We start from the raw sequence: 21,812 nt of genomic DNA, 5'->3' as shown, positions 1-21,812 counted from the left end.
ATCAGATGACGCCGGTCACGGACCGCTTGAACCCGGCTTCCGTCTCGTTGCCGGAGAGGAACCAGTATGGCTTCATCAGCGCGAACTGCTGGTTGTCGTCGCGCAGCAGCACATAGGCGCAATAGACGGTGCCGTCGTCCGGCCGCAGGAAGGCGGCGATCCACGGGTTCTGCCGGGTGCCGATGTGGGCGGCATGGCCCAGCTTGCGGGTGATGTCGTTGCGATAGCCGACCAGCTTCGCCGCATGCCCCTGGCGGAAGGGCAGTGCCGACAGTTCCTGATAGTTCTGCAGGATGCGCGGGTTGCCGTCGCCTTCCTCGGCATACCACTGCGCCACCTCCATGTAGTCATTGGCGCGCGCGTTCGCCCGGTCGTAGCGCGCCTGCTTCTGGCGGTCGGTATGGCCGGCGGCGGTCTTCTTCAGAAAGCTGATGAGTCCCATGGTTTGCTCCTCCCCCTATCCCGAACGGGACGCTAACAGAGCAATCGGGGAGGCGCAAAAGGGTGGGGGTCATATGATTGTATGCAGTTCGTTCTGTGCCGCCGAAGGTGATGACGAACGGACGATGGTGCGGCGAGCGACCTGGAGCGATGGCGTTGCTATCGACATCGGGAGCACGCTCTGCCATTCTACGGTTGAGTATTGGATTTCATTATCGCAGAAATGGGGTATCGAGCCGCAATGCGAAAGCTAATGATTTCAGTCGCCACAAGCATATGCCTTGCGGCGAGCTTAACCGGTTGCGCCACGCAGGGGCAAAGCCGCTACAGCTTCCAAGATGTTGGTCGTGCATCGACTGTCGAGTTCGGCACGGTGGTGGCCTCCCGCCAGGTGGACATTCGGGGGCAGAACACTGGCGTTGGCGGGGTCGTCGGCGGGACGGCAGGCGGTTTGGCGATGTCGAATGTCGGACAGGGGTCCGGCAACGTCGCGGCGATTCTGGGTGGCGTTCTCGTGGGAGCCGCAATCGGCGCCATGGCGGAGCAGGCCGCCAGCGACCGTGTCGGGATCGAGTACACCATCACTCTCGCGAACGGGAAAACCATCACCATCGTACAGGAGCAGGCGGCGGGTGACCGGGTGTTCAGCGCGTCCGAGCGCGTTATGGTGCAGGCCAGTGGAACCTACCAGCGCGTTCTGCCTGCCGATCACTTGCCGAATCAAATTGCGCGGCCTCAAGGCATCAAGGTCGTCGATTGAAATACTGTAGGATCGAGTAAAAATGATTAAATTTGTTACCTGCGCACTTCTTGCAGCAATGGTGTCCGGTTGTGCATTGACCGAGGATGCCATTCCGGTCAAATACTCTGCCCCGGCCAATATTTCTGTGGTGCAGGGAGCCAAGGACGTAACCATCAACGTTACCGCAGCCGATGGCCGCGTGTCGAACCGTGACCGCGTGTCGACGAAGAAGAACGGCTACGGCATGGAGATGGCCAAGATCACCGCTGCCAACGACGTGGTGGCCGAAGTCAGTCAGGCGGTGCAGACGGAACTGGCGTCTCTCGGCTTCAACGTCGGCCCCGGCGGAATCGCCATCACCGTGCAGACCACCAACTTCTATAACGACTTCAAGCCCGGCTTCTGGACGGCGGAAGCGGTCGCTGAGGTTGCCTTCGACCTGACGGCGAAGCGTCAGGACGGCACTCTGGTCTACAGCCGAAGCTATCGGGCGGTCGGTGTGAACAAAGATGTCATGCTCATGATGGGTGAGCAGGCTGCCCCGGCCTTGTCGGCTGCGTTGCGGGATGCCGTTCAGTTGGTGGTTCAGGATGCGAATTTGCACCAAGCCCTGGTGCAAGCCGGAAGCAAGCCGAAAGTTGCGACTCTGCCGACGTCCTGATGGTCGATTGATACAAGACGAGTTCGAACCCGTTGCTCATGCGCCGGGTTCGTCCGTCCCAGTCTGGCGATGAATTCGTGATTTGAATGGCGGATGGGGTGGGATTCGAACCCACGGTAGGCTTGCACCTACGCCAGTTTTCAAGACTGGAGCCTTAAACCACTCGGCCACCCATCCTTCGGCCCACGGGAGTAGCGAATGCGCCTCGGTGGGTCAAGTGCCGCGCGTGGATCGGCGTTGATTTCTCCGTCAATTCCGGATCGGGCGGCCCAGGGTGCGCAGGCGGCGGGTCGGTTTGGGGGGGCTGGGGCTGTCGGAGAAGTCGGGAAGGCTGGGGGCGCGGGCGATGGTCTTGCGGATCAGCTCCGCCGTTGCGTCCAGATCGTCCAGCACATCCGGGGCCACGCGGTCGGCATAGCGCGGACCAAGCAGGCGGGCGCGGGTCTGGTCGATGCTGCGCAGCTCCGGTTCGAACAGCTCGCGGGCGCCGATGGGCAGAACCTGATCCTGCCGCATGCCGGAGAAATAGTTGCGCATCGCCCGCACCAGCATGCGGGTCAGCAGCAGATCCATCCGCTCGAACTCGGCGCGAAGGTCGCTCAGGCGCGACTCGTCGACGCCCTGCAGGCGCTCCTCGGTCAGGACGAACAGGGCACGGATTTCCTCCACCTTGCGGCGGAAATCGAGGAAGGAGGAGAAACGGTCGTCGCCCATGTCGCGCTGGGCCCGGTCGGCAAGCCGTGACGCCTCGGTCGCCTGACGTTCAAGCGCCGCCAGCAGCCCCTTTACCTCTTCCCGGCCATTGTCGCGCCCCCACGCCATGCCGCCCTTCGCTCCCGCTGTGACCATGGCGGCCGGTTGTCATGCCGGCCGCGCAGCCATCTTAATGGCGGGAGTTTTAACAAAATGCTGTTGTTTCGCGGATTCCACAGGCCGCGGTCAGGCGTCGCGCAGCTCCAGCACCACCGGGGTGTGGTCGGACGCCTTTTCCAGACCGCGCGGGCCGCGGTCGATGCTGCAGCCGGCCAGACGGTCGGCGGCCTGCGGCGACAGCAGGAAATGGTCGATGCGCAGGCCGTTGTCGCGCGGCCAGCAACCGGCCTGATAATCCCAGAAGGTATAGGCGCGGTCGTCGTCATGCAGGGCGCGGTAGGCCTCGGTCAGGCCGAGATTCAGCAGGGCGCGGAACCTGGCCCGCGATTCCGGGCGGAACAGGGCGTCGCCGGCGAAGGCCTGCGGCGAGAACACGTCGCGCGCCTCGGGGATGATGTTGTAATCGCCGCCCAGAACCACCGGGATTTCCTGGGCCAGCAGGGTCCGGGCATGGTCGTACAGCCGATCCATCCAGCGCAGCTTGTAGGCGAACTTCTCCCCCGGCACCGGGTTGCCGTTGGGCAGGTAGAGCGAGGCGATGCGCACGCCGGACACGGTGGCCTCGACATAGCGGGCCTGCTCGTCCTCCGGCTCGCCGGGCAGGCGGGTCAGCACATCCTCCGCCGGGGTCTTGGACAGCAAGGCGACGCCGTTGTAGGCCTTCTGCCCGACGGCATTGACGTGGTAGCCGAGCTCCTCGAACGCCGCGGCGGGGAAGGCGGCGGTCTCGCATTTGATTTCCTGGAAGAGCACGACATCCGGGGACGTCGCGCGCAGCCAGTCGGTGATCAGCGGAAGGCGGGCCTTCGCCGAGTTGACGTTCCAGGTGGCGATCTTCACGAAACGGGCCTGCCTTTTCTTCTTTATCTTTGGCTTCCGACGGCGGCCTTAGACCGCGAAGGAGTTGCCGCAGCCGCAGGACGCGGTGGCGTTCGGGTTCTTGATCTGGAAGGCGGCACCCATCAGGTCCTCGACGTAATCCAGCGTCGCGCCGGCGAGCAGGTCGAGCGAGGAGTCGTCAGTGACCACCTTCGTGCCGTCCTTTTCGAAGACATGGTCCTCGTCGGTTGCGGTCTCGTCGAAGCTGAACCCGTACTGGAAGCCGGAGCAGCCGCCGCCGGACACGGTCAGGCGCAGCATCAGGTTGGGATTGCCCTCCTGCTCGATCAGGAAGGCGACGCGCCTGGCGGCGCTTTCGCTGACGCCGAGGACGCGGGCTTCGGTGGGGAGTGCGGTATCGGGCATGGGGTGGCCCCTTTGGTGCGGTGCGGGAGTTACCATAAATGTAAGGGGGAACGACGCCTTCGTCAAAGTATGGGCTCCATTGCGCCGAACCGTTGCGCTTCTGGCACGCTTGTCTGCCGCCGGCGCCGGGGGCCGGGGCATAGCACGCCTTCGCCGTTGCACCCGCGTCCCCCCGCCGGTAGTGTCCGCCCCATGATGGCGGACTGTTTTCACGATCGGCTGGCTCCCTATGCCTGCAACCCGGCGGACACGCGCGGGCGGCTGGTGGCGGAGCCGGAAAGCCCGACGCGCTCGTGCTTCCAGCGCGACCGCGACCGTATCGTGCATTCCGGGGCCTTCCGCCGGCTCAAGCACAAGACGCAGGTCTTCGTCTATCACGAGGGCGACTATTACCGCACCCGGCTGACCCACAGCCTGGAGGTGGCGCAGATCGCGCGCTCGATCAGCCGCACGCTCGGCCTGAACGAGGATCTGGCGGAGGCGGTGGCGCTGGCCCACGACCTGGGCCACACCCCCTTCGGACATGCCGGGGAAGAGGCGCTGAACGCCTGCATGGAGCCATACGGCGGCTTTGCCCACAACGACCAGACCCTGCGCATCCTGACGCGGCTGGAACGGCGCTATGCCGAGTTCGACGGGCTGAACCTGACCTGGGAAGCGCTGGAGGGGGTGGTCAAGCACAACGGCCCGCTGCTGCCGCTGCTGCCCGGCCACCGCCTGCCCACCACCATCGCCGCCTTCCAGGGCGACTGGGACCTGGAACTGCACACCAATCCGGGGGCCGAGGCGCAGGTGGCGGCGCTGGCCGACGACATCGCCTACAACAACCACGACATCGACGATGGCTTGCGCGCCGGCCTGTTCACAGTGGACGAGGTGGCGGAGCTGCCGCTGGTCGGCCCGCTGGTCCGCGAGGTCTGCGACCGCTATCCGGGGCTGGAGCGCTCCCGCCTGATCCACGAGACCGTGCGGCGGATGATCAACGCCATGGTCGTCGATCTGGTGACGGAGACGCGGCGGCGGCTGGCGGAGCACAGGCCGGGCAGCGCCGCGGAACTGCGTGCTCTGCCGCTGGCGATGGTCAGCTTCTCCGACGGGATGCTGGAGGCGCAGCGGCCCCTGCGCGCCTTCCTGCGCCAGCGCATGTACCGTCACTATCGCGTGAACCGCGAGATGAGCAAGTGCAAGCGCGTGGTGCGCGACCTGTTCCAGCTGTTCATGGACGAGCCGAACACCCTGCCGACCGAATGGCAGCGCGATATCGCCAAAAATGGGGGCGACGCCGATCTTGCGGTGCGCGCCCGTCATGTGGCCGACTACATCGCCGGCATGACCGACCGCTATGCGCTGGCCGAGCATGACCGGCTGTTCGACCTGCATGTGAAGACCTGAGCCGTCAGGCTCCTGTGACCTCCTGAAAAGACGACCTGAGACGATGAATATTTTCAAGGCCTTCGAGACCGATATTCGCAAGCTGCTGGAAGATCTGGCCGCCGAGGGTGCGATCCCCGCCGGGCTGGACAGCAGCCGTCTGACGGTCGAGCCGCCGCGCGAGGCCTCGCATGGCGACCTGTCCACCAACGCCGCGATGATCCTGGCGAAGCCGGCGAAGATGGCGCCGCGCGCCCTGGCGGAGCTGCTGGTGGCCAAGCTGAAGGGCCGCGCCGACGTGGCGTCGGTCGAGATCGCCGGTCCGGGCTTCGTCAACCTGCGCCTGACGCCCGATGTCTGGCGCGACCGCATCCGCGACGTGCTGACCGCCGGCACCGCCTATGGCGACAGCGAACTGGGCGGCAACGCGCCGGTCAATGTGGAGTATGTGTCGGCCAACCCGACCGGCCCGCTGCACGCCGCCCATGGCCGTGGCGCCGTGTTCGGCGACGCGCTGGCAGCGCTGCTGCAGAAGGCCGGCTACGCCGTCACCCGCGAGTACTACATCAACGATGCCGGCGCGCAGGTCGATGTGCTTGGCCGCTCCGCCTTCATCCGCTACCGCGAGGCGCTGGGCGAGCAGGTCGGCGAGATTCCGGCCGGCCTCTATCCCGGCGAGTATCTGAAGGAGGTCGGGCAGGCCCTGGCGGAGCGCGACGGCAACCGCTGGGTCGGCACGGACGAGTCCGAATGGCTGCCGGCCTGCCGTGACTTCGCCATCGGCATGATCATGGGCTGGATCCGCGAGGATCTGGGCGCTCTCGGCGTCACGATGGATGTCTACAGCAGCGAGCGCGCCCTGGTGACGGCGGGTGCGGTCCAGACGGCGCTGGCGGCGCTGGAGGAGCGCGGCCTGATCTACACCGGCGTGCTGGAGCCGCCGAAGGGCAAGAAGCCCGACGATTGGGAGCCGCGCCCGCAGACCCTGTTCAAGTCGAGCGAGTTCGGCGACGACGTCGACCGGCCGTTGAAGAAGTCGGACGGCTCCTTCACCTATTTCGCCAACGACATCGCCTATCACTATGACAAGTACCGGCGTGGGGCGGCGTCGCTGATCGACGTGCTGGGCGCCGACCATGGCGGTTATGTCAAGCGTATGCAGGCCGCGACGCGGGCGATCTCCGGCGGTGCCGCCGAGCTGGACGTCAAGCTCTGCCAGCTGGTCCACCTGATGCAGAACGGACAGCCGGTGAAGATGTCCAAGCGCGCCGGCACCTTCGTGACGCTGCGCGACGTGATCGATCAGGTCGGAAAGGACGTGGTCCGCTTCATCATGCTGACCCGCCGCAACGACCAGACGCTGGATTTCGACTTCGCCAAGGTGACGGAGCAGTCGAAGGACAATCCGGTCTTCTACGTGCAGTACGCCCACGCCCGCTGCCGCTCGGTCCTGCGCCATGCCGCAACCGCCCTGCCGCAGCTGGACCAGACGCCGGCCGCCCTGGCCGCGGCGGCGAACCTCGCCCGCCTCGATGCCGAGGAGGAGATGGCGCTCGCCAAGCGCATGGCCACCTGGCCGCGCGTGGTCGAGGCGGCGGCGGAGGCGCATGAGCCGCACCGCATCGCCTTCTTCCTCTACGACCTCGCCAGCGACTTCCACGCGCTGTGGAACCGGGGCCGCGACGATGCCTCGCTGCGCTTCCTGATCGAGGGCGATGCGGAGCTGACGACGGCCCGTCTGGCGCTGATCGCCGCGGTGGCGACGGTCATCGCCTCGGGCCTGACGGTGATGGGTGTGGAGCCGGTGGAGGAACTGCGTTCATGAAGTACGACGGCGACGTCAACTACGCGGCCAACCCCTATGGGATGCCGCCTCATCAGTCCGCGAACAGGCGCGGGCTGCTGGCGCTGGGCTTTGCCGTGGTCGGCGTCGTTGCGTTCGCCGGTGCGGCGGTCGTCGGTCTGCGCGGTCCTGCGCGGCTGTCGGGCGACGGCCCGCCGCTGTTGACCGCCGACCCCGGTCCGGTCAAAGCGCGCCCCGACCAGCCCGGCGGGCTGGAGGTGCCGCACCAGGACATCCTGGCTTACGAGCGGTTGCGCGACCATGAAGGCGGGCGCGGCCAGATGGTTGAACGGTTGCTGCCGCCGCCGGAGGTGCCGCTGCCGCGCCCGGTGGTAACGCCGCAGATGCCGGCCGTGGTGCCTCTGCCGTCGGTGCCGTCCGTGGGACAGCTTCCGCCGGGGGCCACCGCCACCGTGCCGCGGGACAGCGTCGCCGCCGCGGTTGCCGCCGCCGCGCCGTTGGCACCGCCCGAGCCGGCGCCTGGGCTTCCCGCCCTGCCGGCCGCGCCTCCGACGGCCCAGATGCCCTCTGCCCAGCTGGCACCGGGTGCGGCCGGCAAGCCGCAGCAACCCGCGGCCGTTCCGGCAAAGCCCGCCGCGGTTCCGCAGCAGCAGGTCGCCGCGGTGAAGCCGCCGTCCGCTCCTCCGCCCCAGGCACAACAGCAACAGAATGCAGCCCCCTCGGTCGGCCAGCTGATCGCCAAGCTGGAGGCGGGGTCCCCGCCTGCCGCCGCCCCGGCCAAGGCGGCGGCGCAGCCGGCGAAAACCGCCCCCGCCGTCACCGGCGGCAGCGGCGGCTGGCGCATCCAGCTCGCCTCCGTCCGCAGCGAAGGCGAGGCCGCGGCCGAATGGCGCCGCATTGCCGGACGCCACCCGGATGCCCTGGGTGGCCTGTCGATGCAGGTTGCCAAGGTCGAACTGGGTGACAAGGGCGTGTTCTACCGGGTTCAGGGCGCCGGCGCCGACGAGGCGCGGGCGAAATCGGTCTGCGCCCAGCTGCGCGCACAGAATGTGGGGTGTGTGGTTGTCCGTCCCTAAGTCTGTCGGCCCCGACTCCGCGAGCCTTCGTTCTGTGGCCTCCGCCACTCCGGCTGATCACCCGCGCGCAGTCGTCTACGGCTGCGCCGGGCTGGAGGTGACGCCCGCCGAGGCGGCCTTCTTCCGCGATGCCGATCCGCTCGGCTTCATCCTGTTCCGCCGCAACTGCGACAACCGCGACCAGATGCGCCGGCTGGTCGACGATCTGCGCGCCAGTGTCGGCCGACCCGACGCTCCCGTCCTGATCGACCAGGAAGGCGGCCGGGTCGCGCGGATGCGCCCGCCGCATTGGCCCGCCCACCCGCCGATGGGCGTGTTCGGCGCGCTGGCCGGGCGCGATGCCGCTGCCGGGCGCGAAGCCGCCCAAGAGGCCGCCCAAGAGGCCGCTTGGATCAACGGCCGGCTGCTCGCCCATATGCTGACGGAGGTCGGCATCACGGTGGACTGCGCGCCTGTGTGCGATGTGCCGGTGGAGGGCGCGCACGACATCATCGGCGACCGCGCCTTCTCGCGCGATCCCGCCGTGGTGATCGCGCTGGCCCGTGCCACTGCCGACGGGCTGCTTGCCGGCGGCGTGCTGCCGGTGCTCAAGCATATCCCCGGCCATGGCCGCGCCTTCGCCGACAGCCATGCCGAACTGCCGGTGGTGGAGGCCGACCGCGCGACGCTGGAGGCGACCGACTTCGCTCCCTTCCGCGCGCTTGCCGACCTGCCGCTGGCGATGGTGGCGCATGTGGTGCTGAAGGCCATCGACCCGACCGCACCGGCCAGCACCTCGCCCATCGTCGTGCGCGAGGTGGTCCGGGGGCCGTCCATCGGTTTCGATGGCCTGCTGTTCAGCGACGACCTGTCGATGAACGCGCTGCAGGGCGATCCCCGCAAGCGGGCGGAAGCGGTGCTGGCGGCGGGCATGGATGTCGTGCTCCACTGCAATGGCGATCTGGACGAGATGCGGTCGCTGCTCGGCGCCATCCCGGTGCTGAGCGTTGCGGCGGCGGAGCGCTGGGCGCGGGCCGAGGCAATGCGCCATGCGCCCGAACCCGCGGACATCGCGGCATTGACCAACCGGCTGGCCGAGCTTCTCGGCACGGCGCAGACCTGACGGACGGGAGCGGACGATGGAGGAATGGATCTTCCAGGTGACGGCCGTGGCCCTGCCGGCCATCATCGCCATCACCCTGCACGAGGCGGCGCACGGCTTCGTCGCCTGGAGGCTGGGCGACGACACCGCCTATCGGCTGGGCCGCGTCACCTTCAACCCGATCCGCCACATCGACCCGTTCGGGACGGTGCTGCTGCCGGCGCTGATGTATTTCACCACCGGCTTCGTCTTCGGCTGGGCCAAGCCGGTGCCGGTGAACTTCGCCCGGCTGGACCATCCGCGCCGCGACATGGTGTGGGTGGCGCTGGCCGGTCCGGGGACCAACTTCCTGCTGGCGGTGGCGTCGGCGGTGGTCTGGCGGCTGGTCAATCCGGAAAACAGCTATATCGAGCTTTGGATCCGCTCCGCCGCCGAGGTGTCTGTGCTGGTCAACGTCATCCTGATGGTCTTCAACCTGATCCCGCTGCCGCCGCTGGACGGTGGGCGCGTCGCGGTCGGCATCCTGCCCGATGTCCTGGCGGTGCCGCTGGCGAAGCTGGAGCGCGTCGGGCTGCTGATTCTGATGGCGGCCTTCTTCCTGCTGCCGATGCTGGGGCGCCAGATCGGCATGGATCTCAGCGTCATGCATTGGGTGCTGGGTCCGCCCGTCGATGCGGTGATCGATTTCATCCGCGTCCTGACCGGCAACGACTGAAGGGTTTCCGATGGCCGATCCGCTGGCCGAGCGTGTGGCCGACACTCCCGCCAGGGTCGAGGTGTCGGCGTCCGAACAGCTTTTGCTGGTTCTGGACGGCTTCGAGGGACCGCTCGACATGCTGTTGGCGTTGGGACGCGACCAGAAGGTCGACCTGACGCGCATCTCCATCCTGGAACTGGCCGACCAGTACCTCGCCTTCGTCGCGGAGGCGCGCAAGGTGCGGCTGGAATTGGCGGCCGATTATCTGGTGATGGCGGCGTGGCTGGCCTACCTGAAGTCGCGCCTGCTGCTGCCCGAGCCGGAGGGCGAGGAGCCGTCCGGCGAGGACATGGCAGCGGCGCTGGCTTTCCAGCTCCAGCGGCTGGAGGCGATGAAGGGCGCGGCGGAAAAGCTGTTCGCCCGTCCGCGGCTGGGCATCGACGTCCATCCCCGCGGCGCGCCGGAGGATTTGGACCTGCGCCGCAAGTCGGTCTATGAGGTCACGCTGTTCGACCTGCTGCGGGCTTATGGCCAGCAGCGGGCCCGCAAGGAGTCCGGTGTCCTGCACATCGCCCCGGTCCGCCTCTATTCGATGGAGGAGGCGGTGCAGCGCCTGTCCGCTCTGCTGGGCCGCATGCCGGATTGGGCGACGCTCGCCAGCTTCCTGCCGGGCGGTGAGGGTGGCGGGCTGTTGACCCGCTCCGCGCTCGCCGCCCATTTCGCGGCGACGCTTGAACTGGCCAAGGCCGGCCGGGTGGAACTGCGCCAGGAGGGCGCCTTCGCCCCGCTCTACGTCCGCGGACGCCAGGCCGGCGACTCAGCCGCGGACCCATCGGATTCTCGAGGACCATGATCAAGGAAGTCACCGACGCCCAGGAGGCGGAGGCCCGCATCGGTCGATTGCGCCTGCTGGAAGCGCTGCTGTTCGCCTCGGCGGAGCCGCTGGACGAGGAGACGCTGGCCGGCCGCCTCGGGCCGGAGGTCGGCCCGCTGCTGGAGGAGTTGCGCGCCCATTACGCCCCGCGCGGAGTCAATCTGGTGCGCACCGGCGGCGGTTGGGCCTTCCGCACGGCGACGGATCTCGCGCCGGAGTTGCGGCGGGAGGAGGAAGTGTCGCGCAAGCTGTCGCGCGCTGCCATCGAAACCCTGGCGATCATCGCCTATCACCAGCCGGTGACCCGCGGAGAGATCGAGTCCATCCGCGGTGTGGCGACCAGCAAGGGCACGCTTGACCTGTTGATGGAACATGGCTGGATCCGGCCGGGCAAGCGGCGGGAGACGCCGGGCCGTCCGTTGACCTGGATCACCACCGATCATTTCCTCGACCATTTCGGGTTGGAAAGCGTGCGCGATCTGCCCAGCGTCGACGACCTGCGCGCCGCTGGCCTGCTGGACAGCCGTCCGGTGCTTCTGGGGCTTGGGACGGCCGGAGACGACGGCGGCCTGGCCGTGTCGGGCGAGGACGATGGCGGAGAGTCCTGAGCCGGTCGGCGAATTTCGGGCGTGTCCGCGCGAATTCCCGTGAAACCTCAATGACAACCGGTTAAGGATGGTGGGGCGAACGTTGCGGCCCAATGGCCTTTCTGCCATAGTGCCGGCCCGCCGCAAAGGCCGTTCAAACGTGATAGGCGCGCCATGGGTTCTTTCAGCATCTGGCACTGGATCATCGTTCTACTGATCGTTCTTCTGCTGTTCGGCGCTGGAAAGTTGCCGAAGGTGATGGGCGATCTCGCCAAGGGCGTGAAGTCCTTCAAGGCGGGCCTGCAGGACGACAGCGATGACGCCGCTTCCGGCGCCAATGCCAAGGTCATCCCGAACCAGCCGGCCAACACGGCCGAAACCGCGGCCAAGAAGGACGAGGCGGTCCGCAGCTGACCGGCGGGCGCGCGGGGGGCCACCCTGTGTTCCGTTCGCGCGCCATCCTGCCCACCGCATTCGTGAAGCCGGAAGAACATGTTCGACATCGCTTGGTCCGAACTGATGGTGATCGCCGTCATCGCCCTTGTGGTCATCGGGCCCAAGGATCTGCCCAAGGCGATCTTCACGCTCGGCAAATGGGTGCGTAAGGCGAGAGGCGTCGCGCGCGAATTCCAGACCCACATCGACGACATGATGCGGGAGACCGAGTTGGACGAGCTTCGCAAGGAAGCCCTGAAGACCCGCGACCTGAACATCAAGAAGATGATGGAGGACACCATCGACCCGAAGGGGGAGGTGGGGAAGGCCTTCGACACCAAGGGCATCGATGTGGGGCTGAACGGCCATGCCGGCAGCACTCCGGAACCTGACCTGCCCCAGGTGCCGGCGGCTCCCCCCGCAGTGGCCGACAGCGTGGCGCCGTCCGCCGCCCCGTCGCCGATCACCACCCAGCTGCCTCCGGTGCAGTCCGCACCGGTTCAGCCGGCCGCCCAACCGGCCGAAACGGCCTCCGCCCAGCCCACCGATAAGCAGACCTAAGGTCGAAGACGGACCATGACCGGCGAAACGCAGCAGGACGAACTCGAAGACAGCAAGATGCCGCTGATCGATCATCTGATCGAGCTGCGGAACCGGCTGATGTGGTCGGTCGGCGCCATCCTGATCGCCTTTCTGCTGTGCTACGCCGTGTCGGACCGGATCTACAATTTCCTGGTCCAGCCATTGGCCGACCTGTTGGCGGGGCAGGGGCGGCGGATGATCTACACCGGCCTGACCGAAGCCTTCTTCACCTATGTGAAGGTGGCGTTCTGGGCCGGCTGCTTCATCTCCTTCCCGATCATCGCCAGCCAGATCTGGATGTTCGTGGCGCCGGGCCTGTACAAGCACGAGCGCAAGGCGTTCCTGCCCTTCCTGGTCGCGACCCCGGTGATGTTCCTGACCGGCGCAGGCATCGTCTATTACTTCATCTTCCCGATGGCCTGGCGCTTCTTCCTGGGATTCGAGTTCCATCCCGGCGGCGACGCCAACGCCCTGCCCATCGAGTTCGAGGCGCGCGTCGGCGAATACCTGCATCTGGTGATGTCGCTGATCTTCGCCTTCGGCATCGCCTTCCAGCTGCCGGTCCTGCTGACCCTGCTGGTTCGCGTCGGCATCATCAGCACGGATGCGCTGGCGTCGAAGCGGCGCTACGCCATCGTCGGCGCCTTCGTTGCCGCGGCGATCCTGACCCCGCCGGACGTCATCAGCCAGGTCAGTCTCGCGGTTCCGCTGATCGGGCTTTACGAGATCGCCATCATCATCGGCCGGCGCATCGAAAAGGCAAGGGCTGCGGCGGAGGCCGAGTGAGCCGCCGCCTCTTGTCTGTCGTGACGCAGGGTAATAATCCGTCCGTCGTGGACATGCCGCCATTCTCGCGCTAAAAGCACGGTTCGGCCAGTAAAGGGCCTCAAGCCGCGCACCCGGAGCCTTGACCGTATGCAGACCGCCAACGACATCCGTCGCACGTTCCTGGATTTCTTCGCCAAGCAGGGCCACCAGATCGTCGAATCGTCGCCGCTCGTGCCGCGCAACGACCCGACGCTGATGTTCACCAACGCCGGCATGGTCCAGTTCAAGAACGTCTTCACCGGTGCCGAGACGCGGCCCTACAAGCGTGCGGTCACTTCGCAGAAATGCGTGCGCGCCGGCGGCAAGCACAACGACCTGGACAATGTCGGCTACACCGCGCGGCACCACACCTTCTTCGAGATGCTGGGGAACTTCTCCTTCGGCGATTATTTCAAGGACGACGCCATCGCGTTCGCCTGGAACCTGATCACCAAGGAATACGGGCTGCCGGCCGACAAGCTGCTGGTGACGGTCCACACCTCGGACGAGGATGCGGCGGCGATCTGGCGCAAGGTCGCCGGCCTGTCGGACGACCGCATCATCCGCATCCCGACCGACGACAATTTCTGGCGCATGGGCGATACCGGCCCCTGCGGTCCCTGCTCCGAGATTTTCTTCGACCATGGCCCGTCGATCGCCGGCGGCCCGCCGGGCAGCCCGGACCAGGATGGCGACCGCTTCATCGAGATCTGGAACCTCGTGTTCATGCAGTATGAACAGCTGGGTCCGGACAATCTGGTGCCGCTGCCCAAGCCGTCGATCGACACCGGCATGGGGCTGGAGCGTCTGGCCGCCGTCCTGCAGGGCAAGCACGACAATTACGACATCGACCTGATGCGGGCGCTGATCATGGCGTCGGCCGAGGCGACCAAGACCTCGCCGGACGGCGCGCATGCCGTGTCGCACCGCGTCATCGCCGACCATCTGCGCTCGACCTCCTTCCTGATCGCCGACGGCGTGCTGCCGTCGAACGAGGGCCGCGGCTATGTGCTGCGCCGCATCATGCGCCGCGCCATGCGCCACGCCCACATGATCGGCGCGCGCGAGCCGCTGATGCACCGTCTGGTCCCGGCGCTGATCCAGCAGATGGGCGACGCCTATCCGGAGCTGAACCGCGCCCGCGCCCTGATCGTCGAGACGCTGAAGCTGGAGGAGACCCGCTTCAAGCAGACGCTGGAGCGCGGCCTGCGCCTGCTGGAGGATGAGGTCGGCCATCTCGGCGAAGGCCAGCCGCTGGCCGGCGACGTCGCCTTCAAGCTGTACGATACCTACGGCTTCCCGCTCGACCTGACTCAGGACGTTCTGCGCGGCCAGGGTCGCGGTGTCGACGAGGCCGGCTTCAAGGCGGCGATGGACGAGCAGCGCCGCAAGGCCCGCGAATCCTGGGCCGGCTCGGGCGAGGTCGGCACCGAGAAGCTGTGGTACGAGATCAAGGACGAGTTGGGCGCCACCGAGTTCTTCGGCTACGACACCGAAGTCGCCGAGGGCAAGGTGACCGCCATCGTCAAGGGCGATGCCCGCGTCGAGACTGCCAACATCGGCGATCAAGTGCTGGTCGTCGTCAACCAGACCCCCTTCTACGGCGAATCGGGTGGGCAGGTCGGCGATGCCGGCGTGATCTTCTCGGCCGGCGGGGCCGAGGTCGCGGTTTCCGACACGCTGAAGAAGCTGGGTGCGGTGTGGGCCCATGTCGGCACCGTCACCAAGGGCAGCTTGAAGGTCGGCGACGTGGTGGAACTGCGCGTGGACAGCGAGCGCCGCTCCGCCATCCGCGCCAACCACTCCGCCACCCACCTGCTGCACGAGGCTCTGCGCCACCGGCTGGGCGACCATGTCACCCAGAAGGGTTCGCTGGTGGCGCCGGAGCGTCTGCGCTTCGACATCAGCCAGCCGACCGGCCTGACCGCCGCCGACATCGCCGCCGTCGAGGACGAGGTGAACCGCCGTGTGCTCGGCAACAGCGAGGTCATCACCCGCCTGATGTCCCCGGACGAGGCCCGCGCCCAGGGCGCCATGGCGCTGTTCGGCGAGAAGTACGGCGACGAGGTCCGGGTGGTCTCCATGGGCGGCCCGCATGGCGAGCTGGACCGCGACTATTCCATCGAACTGTGCGGCGGCACCCATGTCCGCCGTACCGGCGACATCGGCGTCTTCAAGATCGTCTCCGAGGGTGCCGTCGCCGCCGGCGTCCGCCGCATCGAGGCGCTGACCGGCACCGGCGCCAAGGCGTGGCTGTCCGAGCGCGACCATCTGCTGACCGAGGCGGCGAGCGTCCTCAAGGTCAAGCCCGACGAGGTGCCGGCCCGCGTCGCCGCCCTGGTCGAGGAGCGCCGAAAGATGGAGCGCGAACTGGCCGACCTGCGCCGTCAGGTCGCCATGGGAGGCGGCGCCAAGGCCGAGGGCGGCAACGAGGCCAAGGACGTCGCCGGCGTCAAGGTCGCCGCGCGGGTGGTCGAAGGCCTGCCGGCCAAGGACCTGAAGCCGATGGCCGACGAGCTGAAGAAGCAGGTCGGCTCCGGCGTCGTGGTGCTGATCGCGTCGAACGAGGGCAAGGCCTCCATCGTCATCGGCGTCACCGACGATTTGACCGCGACCCTCAGCGCCGTCGATCTGGTCCGGGTCGGCGCCGAGGCGCTGGGCGGCAAGGGCGGCGGCGGCCGGCCGGACATGGCCCAGGCCGGCGGTCCCGACGCCTCTCTGGCACCGGCGGCGATCGAGGCCATCGAAAAGGCCATCGCGGCCAAGAAGGCTTCCTGATCCCAAAGAAATGCGGCCCCGGTTCGTTCCGTGGGCCGCGTTTCTGTTCAAGGCGCTTTTTGGCGAGGTCCGGCGATGGAACTTCCGACTCTTCCCTTCACCGTGACCGACTGGTCCGCCGTTCCCGTCACCGAACATCCGGGCGAAACCGGCAAGGCGCTGTGGCGCAGCTTCCTGGCCGGGGACTTGCGGGTGCGGATGGTCGAATACACGCCTGGCTATCTGGCCGACCATTGGTGCGACCGCGGCCATGTGCTGTTCGTGGTCAGCGGTGAACTGATCACCGAACTGAAGGACGGGCGCCGCTTTGTCCTGACCGCGGGCATGAGCTATCAGGTTTCCGATTTCGGCGATTACCCGCACCGCTCATCGACCGAAATCGGGGCCACCCTGTTCATCGTCGACTGATCGCCTTCGGGCGGTCAGGTCGATTTCAGGAACTCCTTCAAGTCGCCCTGCAGGGAATCGGCCAGAGCGGCCACCGCAGAGGCGATATCGCGGACGGAACGCGCCGCGATGTCGGTGCTGCGCGTGGCCTCGGTGACACCGGAGACGCTTCCTGCGACTTCGTCCGTCGCCGTCTGCTGCCGGGTCATCGACTGCCCGACCTCCTGGGCGATGCCATGGACATCGCGGATCGCGGAGCCGATGCGGTCGAACGCGGTGATCGTATCGGCAGTTGCCTGCTGAATCTCGGCCACCCGCCCGGCGATTTCGTCGGTTGCTTTCGCGGTCTGGCCCGCCAGCGTCTTGACTTCGTNGCCGTCGTTCAGCGCCAGAAGATTGGTCTGTCCCGCGATCGACGCGATGATCTGGACGATCTGGCCGATGGCGCGGGCACTTTGCGAGAGGCTGGCAGCCAGTTTGTCCGACTGCTCCGCCTCCTTCACCGCGGCGATCGCCGTTTCCGAAACCGTCGTCATCTGGCGCATGATATCGCCGACCGCGGCACGGATTTCCTTGATGGCGGCTGATGCATCGGCGGCCAGCGTGCTGGCGTCGCCGCCGGCCGCGACGAGCTGTTCCGCGGCCTCGCTCATGCGGGCGGCGGATTCGACCAGCGAACCAACCGCTTTCGACACATTGTCGGCCATGCGGTGATTGTTGGTGACCACCGACCAGGACAGCATCGCCGCCTGATAGCGCCCTTCGCGGTCGTTCAGGGCGGTGACCCGCAGATTCAAGACCTCCGGTCCGACGCGGATGTTGGCGTTGAAGGGCAGGCGGGTGGGATCGCCGATGATCCGGCGCTGGTGGGCCGGATTCTTGTGAAAGATGTCCACCGATTGACCGACGAGCCTGTCGATCGTCGTCGGCAGATAGGGCTCGAGCGGCTTCAGTGTCCTGCGGCTGGTCTCGTTGATGTAGGTGATCCGGAAGTCATCGTTGGGATCGCACATCATGACGGCGGTCGGCATCTCGTCCAGCATGCGCAACAGCCGGTTCACTTCGGCGTCGGCCCGCACCTTCTCTGTCACGACATTCCACGTCAGCATCGCGGCGACATAGCGTCCGCGGTCATAGACGGGCGTGACATGCAGGTTGAGCGTTTCCTCCCCCAATCGGATCTGGGTTTCGAAGGGAAGATTCTTGGGATCGGACAGGAGCTTGCGCTGGTGCTCCGGATGGCGATGGAAGATATCGATGCTCGCGCCCACCACCTTCTCCGGAGCGATCTTCAACAGATGGCTGATCCGGCGCAGAAGCTCCAGCGATTTGGGGTTGGCGTAGACGATCTGGAAACTTGGAATTTGGCAGAGCATCACGGCGGTCGGAATCTGGTCGATCAGAGCGCTCGCCTCAATCCCGAGCAAATCGCCAGGGTGGGGGCTTCGGATGAACGCGGCCAGCATTGGCGAACTCCGGCTGAAGGGAAATATCAAAGTGCAGGGACGTATGGCAATGATTGTGCCAATTCTAAACTGTGTGGAGCTCCCGCATTCTGCCTAAAGACCAAGCAATATAGTGGGGATTAGGGGCTGGCTGTCGGCCCGGCCTCTCAAAAAGCGAGGCATTCCGAAACGGGCTTTGCAGCTTGCGCAGCCGAAGGGCTTGCCAGCATGGAGGAGAATGGCAACACTGTCGGCGAAACCAGAGGATACGGCATCACCATGCGCTTCACCGGCACCGACCGCTATGTCGCCACCGATGACCTGATGGTGGCGGTCAACGCCGCGATCACGCTGGAGCGACCGCTTCTGGTGAAAGGGGAGCCCGGCACCGGCAAGACGGTGCTGGCCGTGGAAATCGCGCGCGCTTTGAACAAGCCGCTGCTGTCCTGGCATGTGAAGTCGACCACCAAGGCGCAGCAGGGTCTTTACGAGTACGACGCCGTCAGCCGCCTGCGCGACAGCCAACTGGGCGAGGCGAAGGTCCACGACATCGCCAACTACATCGTCCGCGGCAAGCTGTGGGAAGCCTTCGAGGCGTCGGAGCCCCCGGTCCTGCTGATCGATGAAATCGACAAGGCCGATATCGAGTTTCCCAACGACCTGTTGCTGGAACTCGACCGCATGGAATTCCATGTGTACGAGACCCGTCAGACGATCAAGGCGGCCAAGCGCCCCATCGTGATCATCACCTCCAACAACGAGAAGGAATTGCCGGACGCCTTCCTGCGCCGCTGCTTCTTCCACTACATCCGTTTTCCCGACCGCGAGACGATGGAGCGTATCGTCGAGGTCCACTACCCCGGCCTGAAAGCCGCCCTGCTGCGCGAGGCGCTGAACCTGTTCTACGACCTGCGCGAGGTTCCGGGGCTGAAGAAGAAGCCTTCAACCTCGGAACTGCTTGACTGGATCAAGCTGCTGATGGTCGAGGATGTCGATCCCGAAACCCTGCGCGCCAAGGATGCCCGCACCCTGATCCCGCCGCTGTGCGGGGCGCTGCTGAAGAACGAGCAGGACGTGCACACGCTGGAACGGCTGGCGTTCCTGGCGAAGCGGGGGNCCCGCGTGAGCGGGGGAGGGTCAGGGAGGGGGCAACAGCCACGACCAACTTCCCCTCAAACCCCTTCCACCTCCGCAGTCGCCATGCCCGACGCCGCTCCCGCCACCGACAGCACCGTCACCCGGCTGCGTCCGCCACCCAGCGGCATCACGCGGATCTGCGTACCGATCCGCTCGACCATCGCCGGAACATGGCTGATGACGCCGACCTGACGCCCGCCGGCCTGCAAGGCCTCCAGACAGGATAGCGCGACGTCCAGGCTGTCGGGATCGAGCGTGCCGAACCCCTCGTCGATGAACAGCGTGCCGATGCCGCCGGAGGTCCCCGCCGCCATCGCCGACAGACCGAGCGCCAGAGCCAGCGACACCAGGAACAGCTCCCCGCCCGATAGGCTGTGCACGCCGCGCCGTTCGTCGCCCATCTCGCGGTCGACCACCTGGATTTCCAGATCGGCCCCCGCCACGCGCTCGAGCCGGTAGCGGCGGGCGAGATCCTCCAGATGCCGGTTGGCGTGGGTCAGCAGCAGGTCCAGGCTCAGGCTCTGGGCGAAGTTGCGCATCTTCTGCCCGTTCGCCGAGCCGATCAGCTGTGCCATCTTGCCCCACAGCGCACAGCGCTTCTGTTGCGCCTCGATCGCCGTGGTCAGCCCGGCCAGCCGTTGCCGGTTGGCGTCATCGGCCTCCAGCCGCCCCCGCGCGGAGCCCAACCGGTCGCGGTCGCGCTCCAGCATCGCGCGGGCGCTCTCCACCGCGGCGGCAGCGGCGTCGAGGTCCAGGGCCGGCCGGCCCGTGGCATGATGGTCGGCGCGTTGCCGGCGCCGTTCGGCAACCACCAGCGCAGCATCGCCGCGTGCCCGTTCCAGCACCGCCAGAGCCAGTTCCTCCGCCTCCAGCTCGTCTTCCGCGGACGCCAGCAACCGGCGGGCCTCCTCCAGCCCGACGCCACGGTCTGCCGCTGCCCGGTCCAGACGCTTCCCGGCCACCGCGGCCTTGTCGGCGCACAGCCGGGCGGCCTCGCCGCGGATCTCCCGTTCCTGCTCCATTGCCGACAGGCGGGCGATGGCATCCTGCCGCGCAAAAGTCGCCTTCTCCACCAGCGCTTCGGCTTCGTGCCGTCCGTCGGCCAGCATCCTGCGCACCAATGCCGCCGGACGTCCGCCCAGCAGAGCGCCGCGCGCGGTCCGTGCCTCCTGCAGCCGCGCGTTCAGATCGCCCGCCCGCGCGCGTGCCTCCTCCTCCGTCCGCAGCGCGGCCTCCAGCTCCGCGGTCTGCACCGCCCGCTCCCCATTGGCCCGCTCCACCTCGCGGGTGGCGCGGGCGAGCGCATCGGTCTTTTGCCGATGTTCGGCGACCCGTGCCGCCAACTCAGCCCGGTATTCCTCCGGCCTCTGCTCCAGCCGCGACCGCCACCCCGCCTCTGCCGCCAACCCTTCGGCCAACTCCGCCAGAGCGGCTCGGCGGTCGGCTTCGGTTCGCTCGAGCGCGGCCACCGCGAGCGCCAAGGCCTGCCGTCCCTCCGCCAGCCGCTGGCGGTTCGCTTCGCAGTCCGTTGCCAGCCCGGCCGCCGCGGTTTCCAGCTGCCGAAGCTCCCGTTGTGCCGCATCCACCCTCCGGCGATGGTCAAGCGCCTGTTCCTCGTCGGACGCAATGGCCGCAAGCCGGCGGTCGACCGCTGCGACCGCTTGGCGGATGTCGGCGAGCGTTCCGCCCTCGACCTCCCAGCCGGCCACCGACGCCTGTTCGGCCCAACGGCGCTGGAGCCCTTCGGCCTCCTGCGCCAGAGAAGCCAGCCGTGCCGTCAGCCCATCGGCCTCCTTGCGCGCCGCCTGCTCCGCCGCCTCCAGCGCCGCGTGGCGGGCAACGGTCGCAGCCAAGGCTTCGCGCAATCCGGCAAGATGCCGCTCCTGCTCCTGCGTCACCCGGCCGAGCGGCGTCTCGGCGGCGTCTGCCCAGGGATGATCAGCCGAACCGCAGACCGGGCAGGCTTCTCCCTCCACCAGCCGCCTGCGCAGGCTTTCCACATCCTCGCGCTGGGCCAGCAGCAGCCGTTGCAGGGTCCGTTCCGCCTCTTCGACCGCCGCGTGTTGTCCGGCCCGGCTTTCGGCGAGTTCCCGCGCCGCCGCACCGTCACGTTCCGCCTCGCCCAGCCGCTTGAGACGCTCCCTGCCGGCCGTTTCATGCTCGGCCGAAAGCCGTTGGCGAGCCTCCCCGGTGGCGAGCAGTGCCAGCATCCCGTCCCGCCGCCGGTTCTCCTCGTCTCGTGCCTGTCGTGCCTCTTCAAGCGACGGCGCCGCTTCGCTCCGCAGAGTCTCCAGCCCGCGCTCGGCGGTGCGACAGCGCTCCCGCGCCTCGGCGAGCCGGAATTCCGCGCCTTCGGCCGCGGCTTCGGTCGAGGCAAGCTCCCGCTCCAGCCGCTGACGCTCTTGGATCGCGGCCTCCAGTGCCCGCCGATCGGCGATGGCGCGTCCAAGCAGCTTGTCCCAGCGCTCCCACTGCGTCGTGACCACGGCGAAGGCCGCCTGATCCCGCAGCCAGACCTCCAACCTTGCAGCCTCGCTGCGTGCAGCCGACAGGGTGGTGTCGATGTCCTCCACCGCCTGCCGCGCCATGCCGCTCCGCTGCGCCGCCGCCTTTGCCGCCGTCTCGGCGGTTCCTTGCTCGCTCGTCAGCGCGGTGATCCGCCCATCCAGGTCGGCTGCGCGTTCCAGGTCCGGTTCCGCCTTGGCCTGTTCCGCGCATGCGGCCTCGAACCGCCGCCGCGACTCGCCATGACGGGCGGCGGCGCTCTCGACCGCCAGACGCGCCGCCTC

General features: G+C 67.4%; 20 protein-coding genes, 1 tRNA gene and 1 pseudogene (1 of these 22 only partly in view). 15 read left to right on the top strand and 7 right to left on the bottom strand.

Annotated elements, in window-relative coordinates; translation table 11 throughout:
• Position 1 precedes the first annotated feature (1 nt).
• Entirely contained in the window at positions 2-442 is a 441-nt protein-coding gene (locus A6A40_RS17995) for a hypothetical protein (RefSeq protein WP_014188459.1), read from the bottom strand.
• A 252-nt stretch (positions 443-694) separates the two neighbouring features.
• Between A6A40_RS17995 and A6A40_RS17990 the strand changes: the two genes are divergently transcribed.
• Together A6A40_RS17990 and A6A40_RS17985 are read left to right on the top strand one after the other, a co-directional pair.
• Positions 695-1,201 carry an outer membrane lipoprotein gene (locus A6A40_RS17990; protein ID WP_236783876.1) on the top strand — a complete coding sequence of 169 codons (507 nt, stop codon included), beginning with the start codon at positions 695-697 and terminating at the stop codon, positions 1,199-1,201.
• Positions 1,202-1,223: 22 nt separating this feature from the next.
• Positions 1,224-1,844, top strand: coding sequence for a YajG family lipoprotein (locus A6A40_RS17985; protein WP_236783875.1), 621 nt, complete (start codon positions 1,224-1,226; stop codon positions 1,842-1,844).
• An 87-nt stretch (positions 1,845-1,931) separates the two neighbouring features.
• Here the strand turns inward: A6A40_RS17985 and A6A40_RS17980 are convergent.
• The 4 genes from A6A40_RS17980 to erpA form a co-directional block, all read right to left on the bottom strand.
• A tRNA-Ser gene (locus A6A40_RS17980) sits at positions 1,932-2,021 on the bottom strand.
• 72 nt (positions 2,022-2,093) lie between these two features.
• Positions 2,094-2,693 carry a hypothetical protein gene (locus A6A40_RS17975; RefSeq protein WP_236783874.1) on the bottom strand — a complete coding sequence of 200 codons (600 nt, stop codon included), beginning with the start codon at positions 2,691-2,693 and terminating at the stop codon, positions 2,094-2,096.
• A gap of 90 nt (positions 2,694-2,783) precedes the next feature.
• Complete coding sequence (locus tag A6A40_RS17970) at positions 2,784-3,557, bottom strand: exodeoxyribonuclease III (RefSeq protein ID WP_108547299.1); 774 nt, start codon at positions 3,555-3,557, stop codon at positions 2,784-2,786.
• Positions 3,558-3,605: 48 nt separating this feature from the next.
• Positions 3,606-3,962, bottom strand: coding sequence for an iron-sulfur cluster insertion protein ErpA (gene erpA / locus A6A40_RS17965; RefSeq protein WP_108547298.1), 357 nt, complete (start codon positions 3,960-3,962; stop codon positions 3,606-3,608).
• A 192-nt stretch (positions 3,963-4,154) separates the two neighbouring features.
• Here erpA and A6A40_RS17960 point away from each other — a divergent pair, with 192 nt between their 5' ends.
• The 12 genes from A6A40_RS17960 to A6A40_RS17905 all read left to right on the top strand — a co-directional run bounded on the left by A6A40_RS17960 (position 4,155) and on the right by A6A40_RS17905 (position 16,462).
• On the top strand, positions 4,155-5,354 hold the full coding sequence (locus tag A6A40_RS17960; RefSeq protein ID WP_108547297.1) for a deoxyguanosinetriphosphate triphosphohydrolase: 1,200 nt from the start codon (positions 4,155-4,157) through the stop codon (positions 5,352-5,354).
• Positions 5,355-5,397: 43 nt separating this feature from the next.
• Positions 5,398-7,158, top strand: a complete 1,761-nt coding sequence (argS, locus tag A6A40_RS17955) for an arginine--tRNA ligase (protein ID WP_108547296.1) — start codon at positions 5,398-5,400, stop codon at positions 7,156-7,158.
• Positions 7,155-8,213: an SPOR domain-containing protein gene (locus tag A6A40_RS17950; RefSeq protein ID WP_108547295.1), complete on the top strand. Its 1,059-nt coding sequence runs from the start codon at positions 7,155-7,157 to the stop codon at positions 8,211-8,213. The genes argS and A6A40_RS17950 overlap by 4 nt, the downstream gene beginning before the upstream one ends.
• The gene (gene nagZ / locus A6A40_RS17945) at positions 8,185-9,315 is read left to right on the top strand and encodes a beta-N-acetylhexosaminidase (protein WP_174718533.1); all 1,131 of its coding nucleotides are present in this window, start codon (positions 8,185-8,187) and stop codon (positions 9,313-9,315) included. Before A6A40_RS17950 ends, nagZ begins: the two co-directional genes overlap by 29 nt.
• 16 nt (positions 9,316-9,331) lie before the next feature.
• Positions 9,332-10,009, top strand: a complete 678-nt coding sequence (locus A6A40_RS17940) for a site-2 protease family protein (protein WP_108547293.1) — start codon at positions 9,332-9,334, stop codon at positions 10,007-10,009.
• A 10-nt stretch (positions 10,010-10,019) separates the two neighbouring features.
• Complete coding sequence (locus tag A6A40_RS17935; protein ID WP_108547292.1) at positions 10,020-10,844, top strand: segregation and condensation protein A; 825 nt, start codon at positions 10,020-10,022, stop codon at positions 10,842-10,844.
• Positions 10,841-11,473 carry an SMC-Scp complex subunit ScpB gene (gene scpB / locus A6A40_RS17930; RefSeq protein ID WP_108547291.1) on the top strand — a complete coding sequence of 211 codons (633 nt, stop codon included), beginning with the start codon at positions 10,841-10,843 and terminating at the stop codon, positions 11,471-11,473. The genes A6A40_RS17935 and scpB overlap by 4 nt, the downstream gene beginning before the upstream one ends.
• 153 nt (positions 11,474-11,626) lie before the next feature.
• Complete coding sequence (locus tag A6A40_RS17925; RefSeq protein ID WP_108547290.1) at positions 11,627-11,866, top strand: twin-arginine translocase TatA/TatE family subunit; 240 nt, start codon at positions 11,627-11,629, stop codon at positions 11,864-11,866.
• 78 nt (positions 11,867-11,944) lie between these two features.
• Positions 11,945-12,448, top strand: a complete 504-nt coding sequence (gene tatB, locus A6A40_RS17920; protein WP_108547289.1) for a Sec-independent protein translocase protein TatB — start codon at positions 11,945-11,947, stop codon at positions 12,446-12,448.
• A 15-nt stretch (positions 12,449-12,463) separates the two neighbouring features.
• Entirely contained in the window at positions 12,464-13,255 is a 792-nt protein-coding gene (gene tatC, locus A6A40_RS17915) for a twin-arginine translocase subunit TatC (RefSeq protein ID WP_108547288.1), read from the top strand.
• 129 nt (positions 13,256-13,384) lie between these two features.
• On the top strand, positions 13,385-16,054 hold the full coding sequence (gene alaS, locus A6A40_RS17910) for an alanine--tRNA ligase (protein ID WP_108547287.1): 2,670 nt from the start codon (positions 13,385-13,387) through the stop codon (positions 16,052-16,054).
• A 75-nt stretch (positions 16,055-16,129) separates the two neighbouring features.
• Positions 16,130-16,462: a DHCW motif cupin fold protein gene (locus A6A40_RS17905; protein WP_108547286.1), complete on the top strand. Its 333-nt coding sequence runs from the start codon at positions 16,130-16,132 to the stop codon at positions 16,460-16,462.
• 353 nt (positions 16,463-16,815) lie between these two features.
• Here the strand turns inward: A6A40_RS17905 and A6A40_RS17900 are convergent.
• Positions 16,816-17,907 (bottom strand): PAS domain-containing protein (locus A6A40_RS17900; protein ID WP_211112041.1); only part of this gene is annotated, 1,092 nt, incomplete at its 3' end.
• Positions 17,908-18,165: 258 nt separating this feature from the next.
• On the opposite strand from A6A40_RS17900, the pseudogene A6A40_RS17895 reads away from it, so the two are divergent.
• Positions 18,166-19,002, top strand: a pseudogene (locus A6A40_RS17895) (AAA family ATPase); the annotation flags it as partial.
• A gap of 56 nt (positions 19,003-19,058) precedes the next feature.
• On the opposite strand, the gene A6A40_RS17890 reads toward A6A40_RS17895, so the two are convergent.
• On the bottom strand, positions 19,059-21,812 hold the 3' portion of the coding sequence (locus A6A40_RS17890) for an AAA family ATPase (protein WP_108547284.1). The gene runs 1,008 nt beyond the window's last position; only the last 2,754 of its 3,762 coding nucleotides appear in the window; the start codon falls outside the window, past its right edge; the stop codon is at positions 19,059-19,061.

This window comes from Azospirillum humicireducens (assembly GCF_001639105.2).
Taxonomy (GTDB): Bacteria; Pseudomonadota; Alphaproteobacteria; order Azospirillales; family Azospirillaceae; genus Azospirillum; species Azospirillum humicireducens.
The sequence above is the reverse complement of the archived record's forward strand: the minus strand, read 5'-3'. Positions and strand labels throughout refer to the sequence as shown.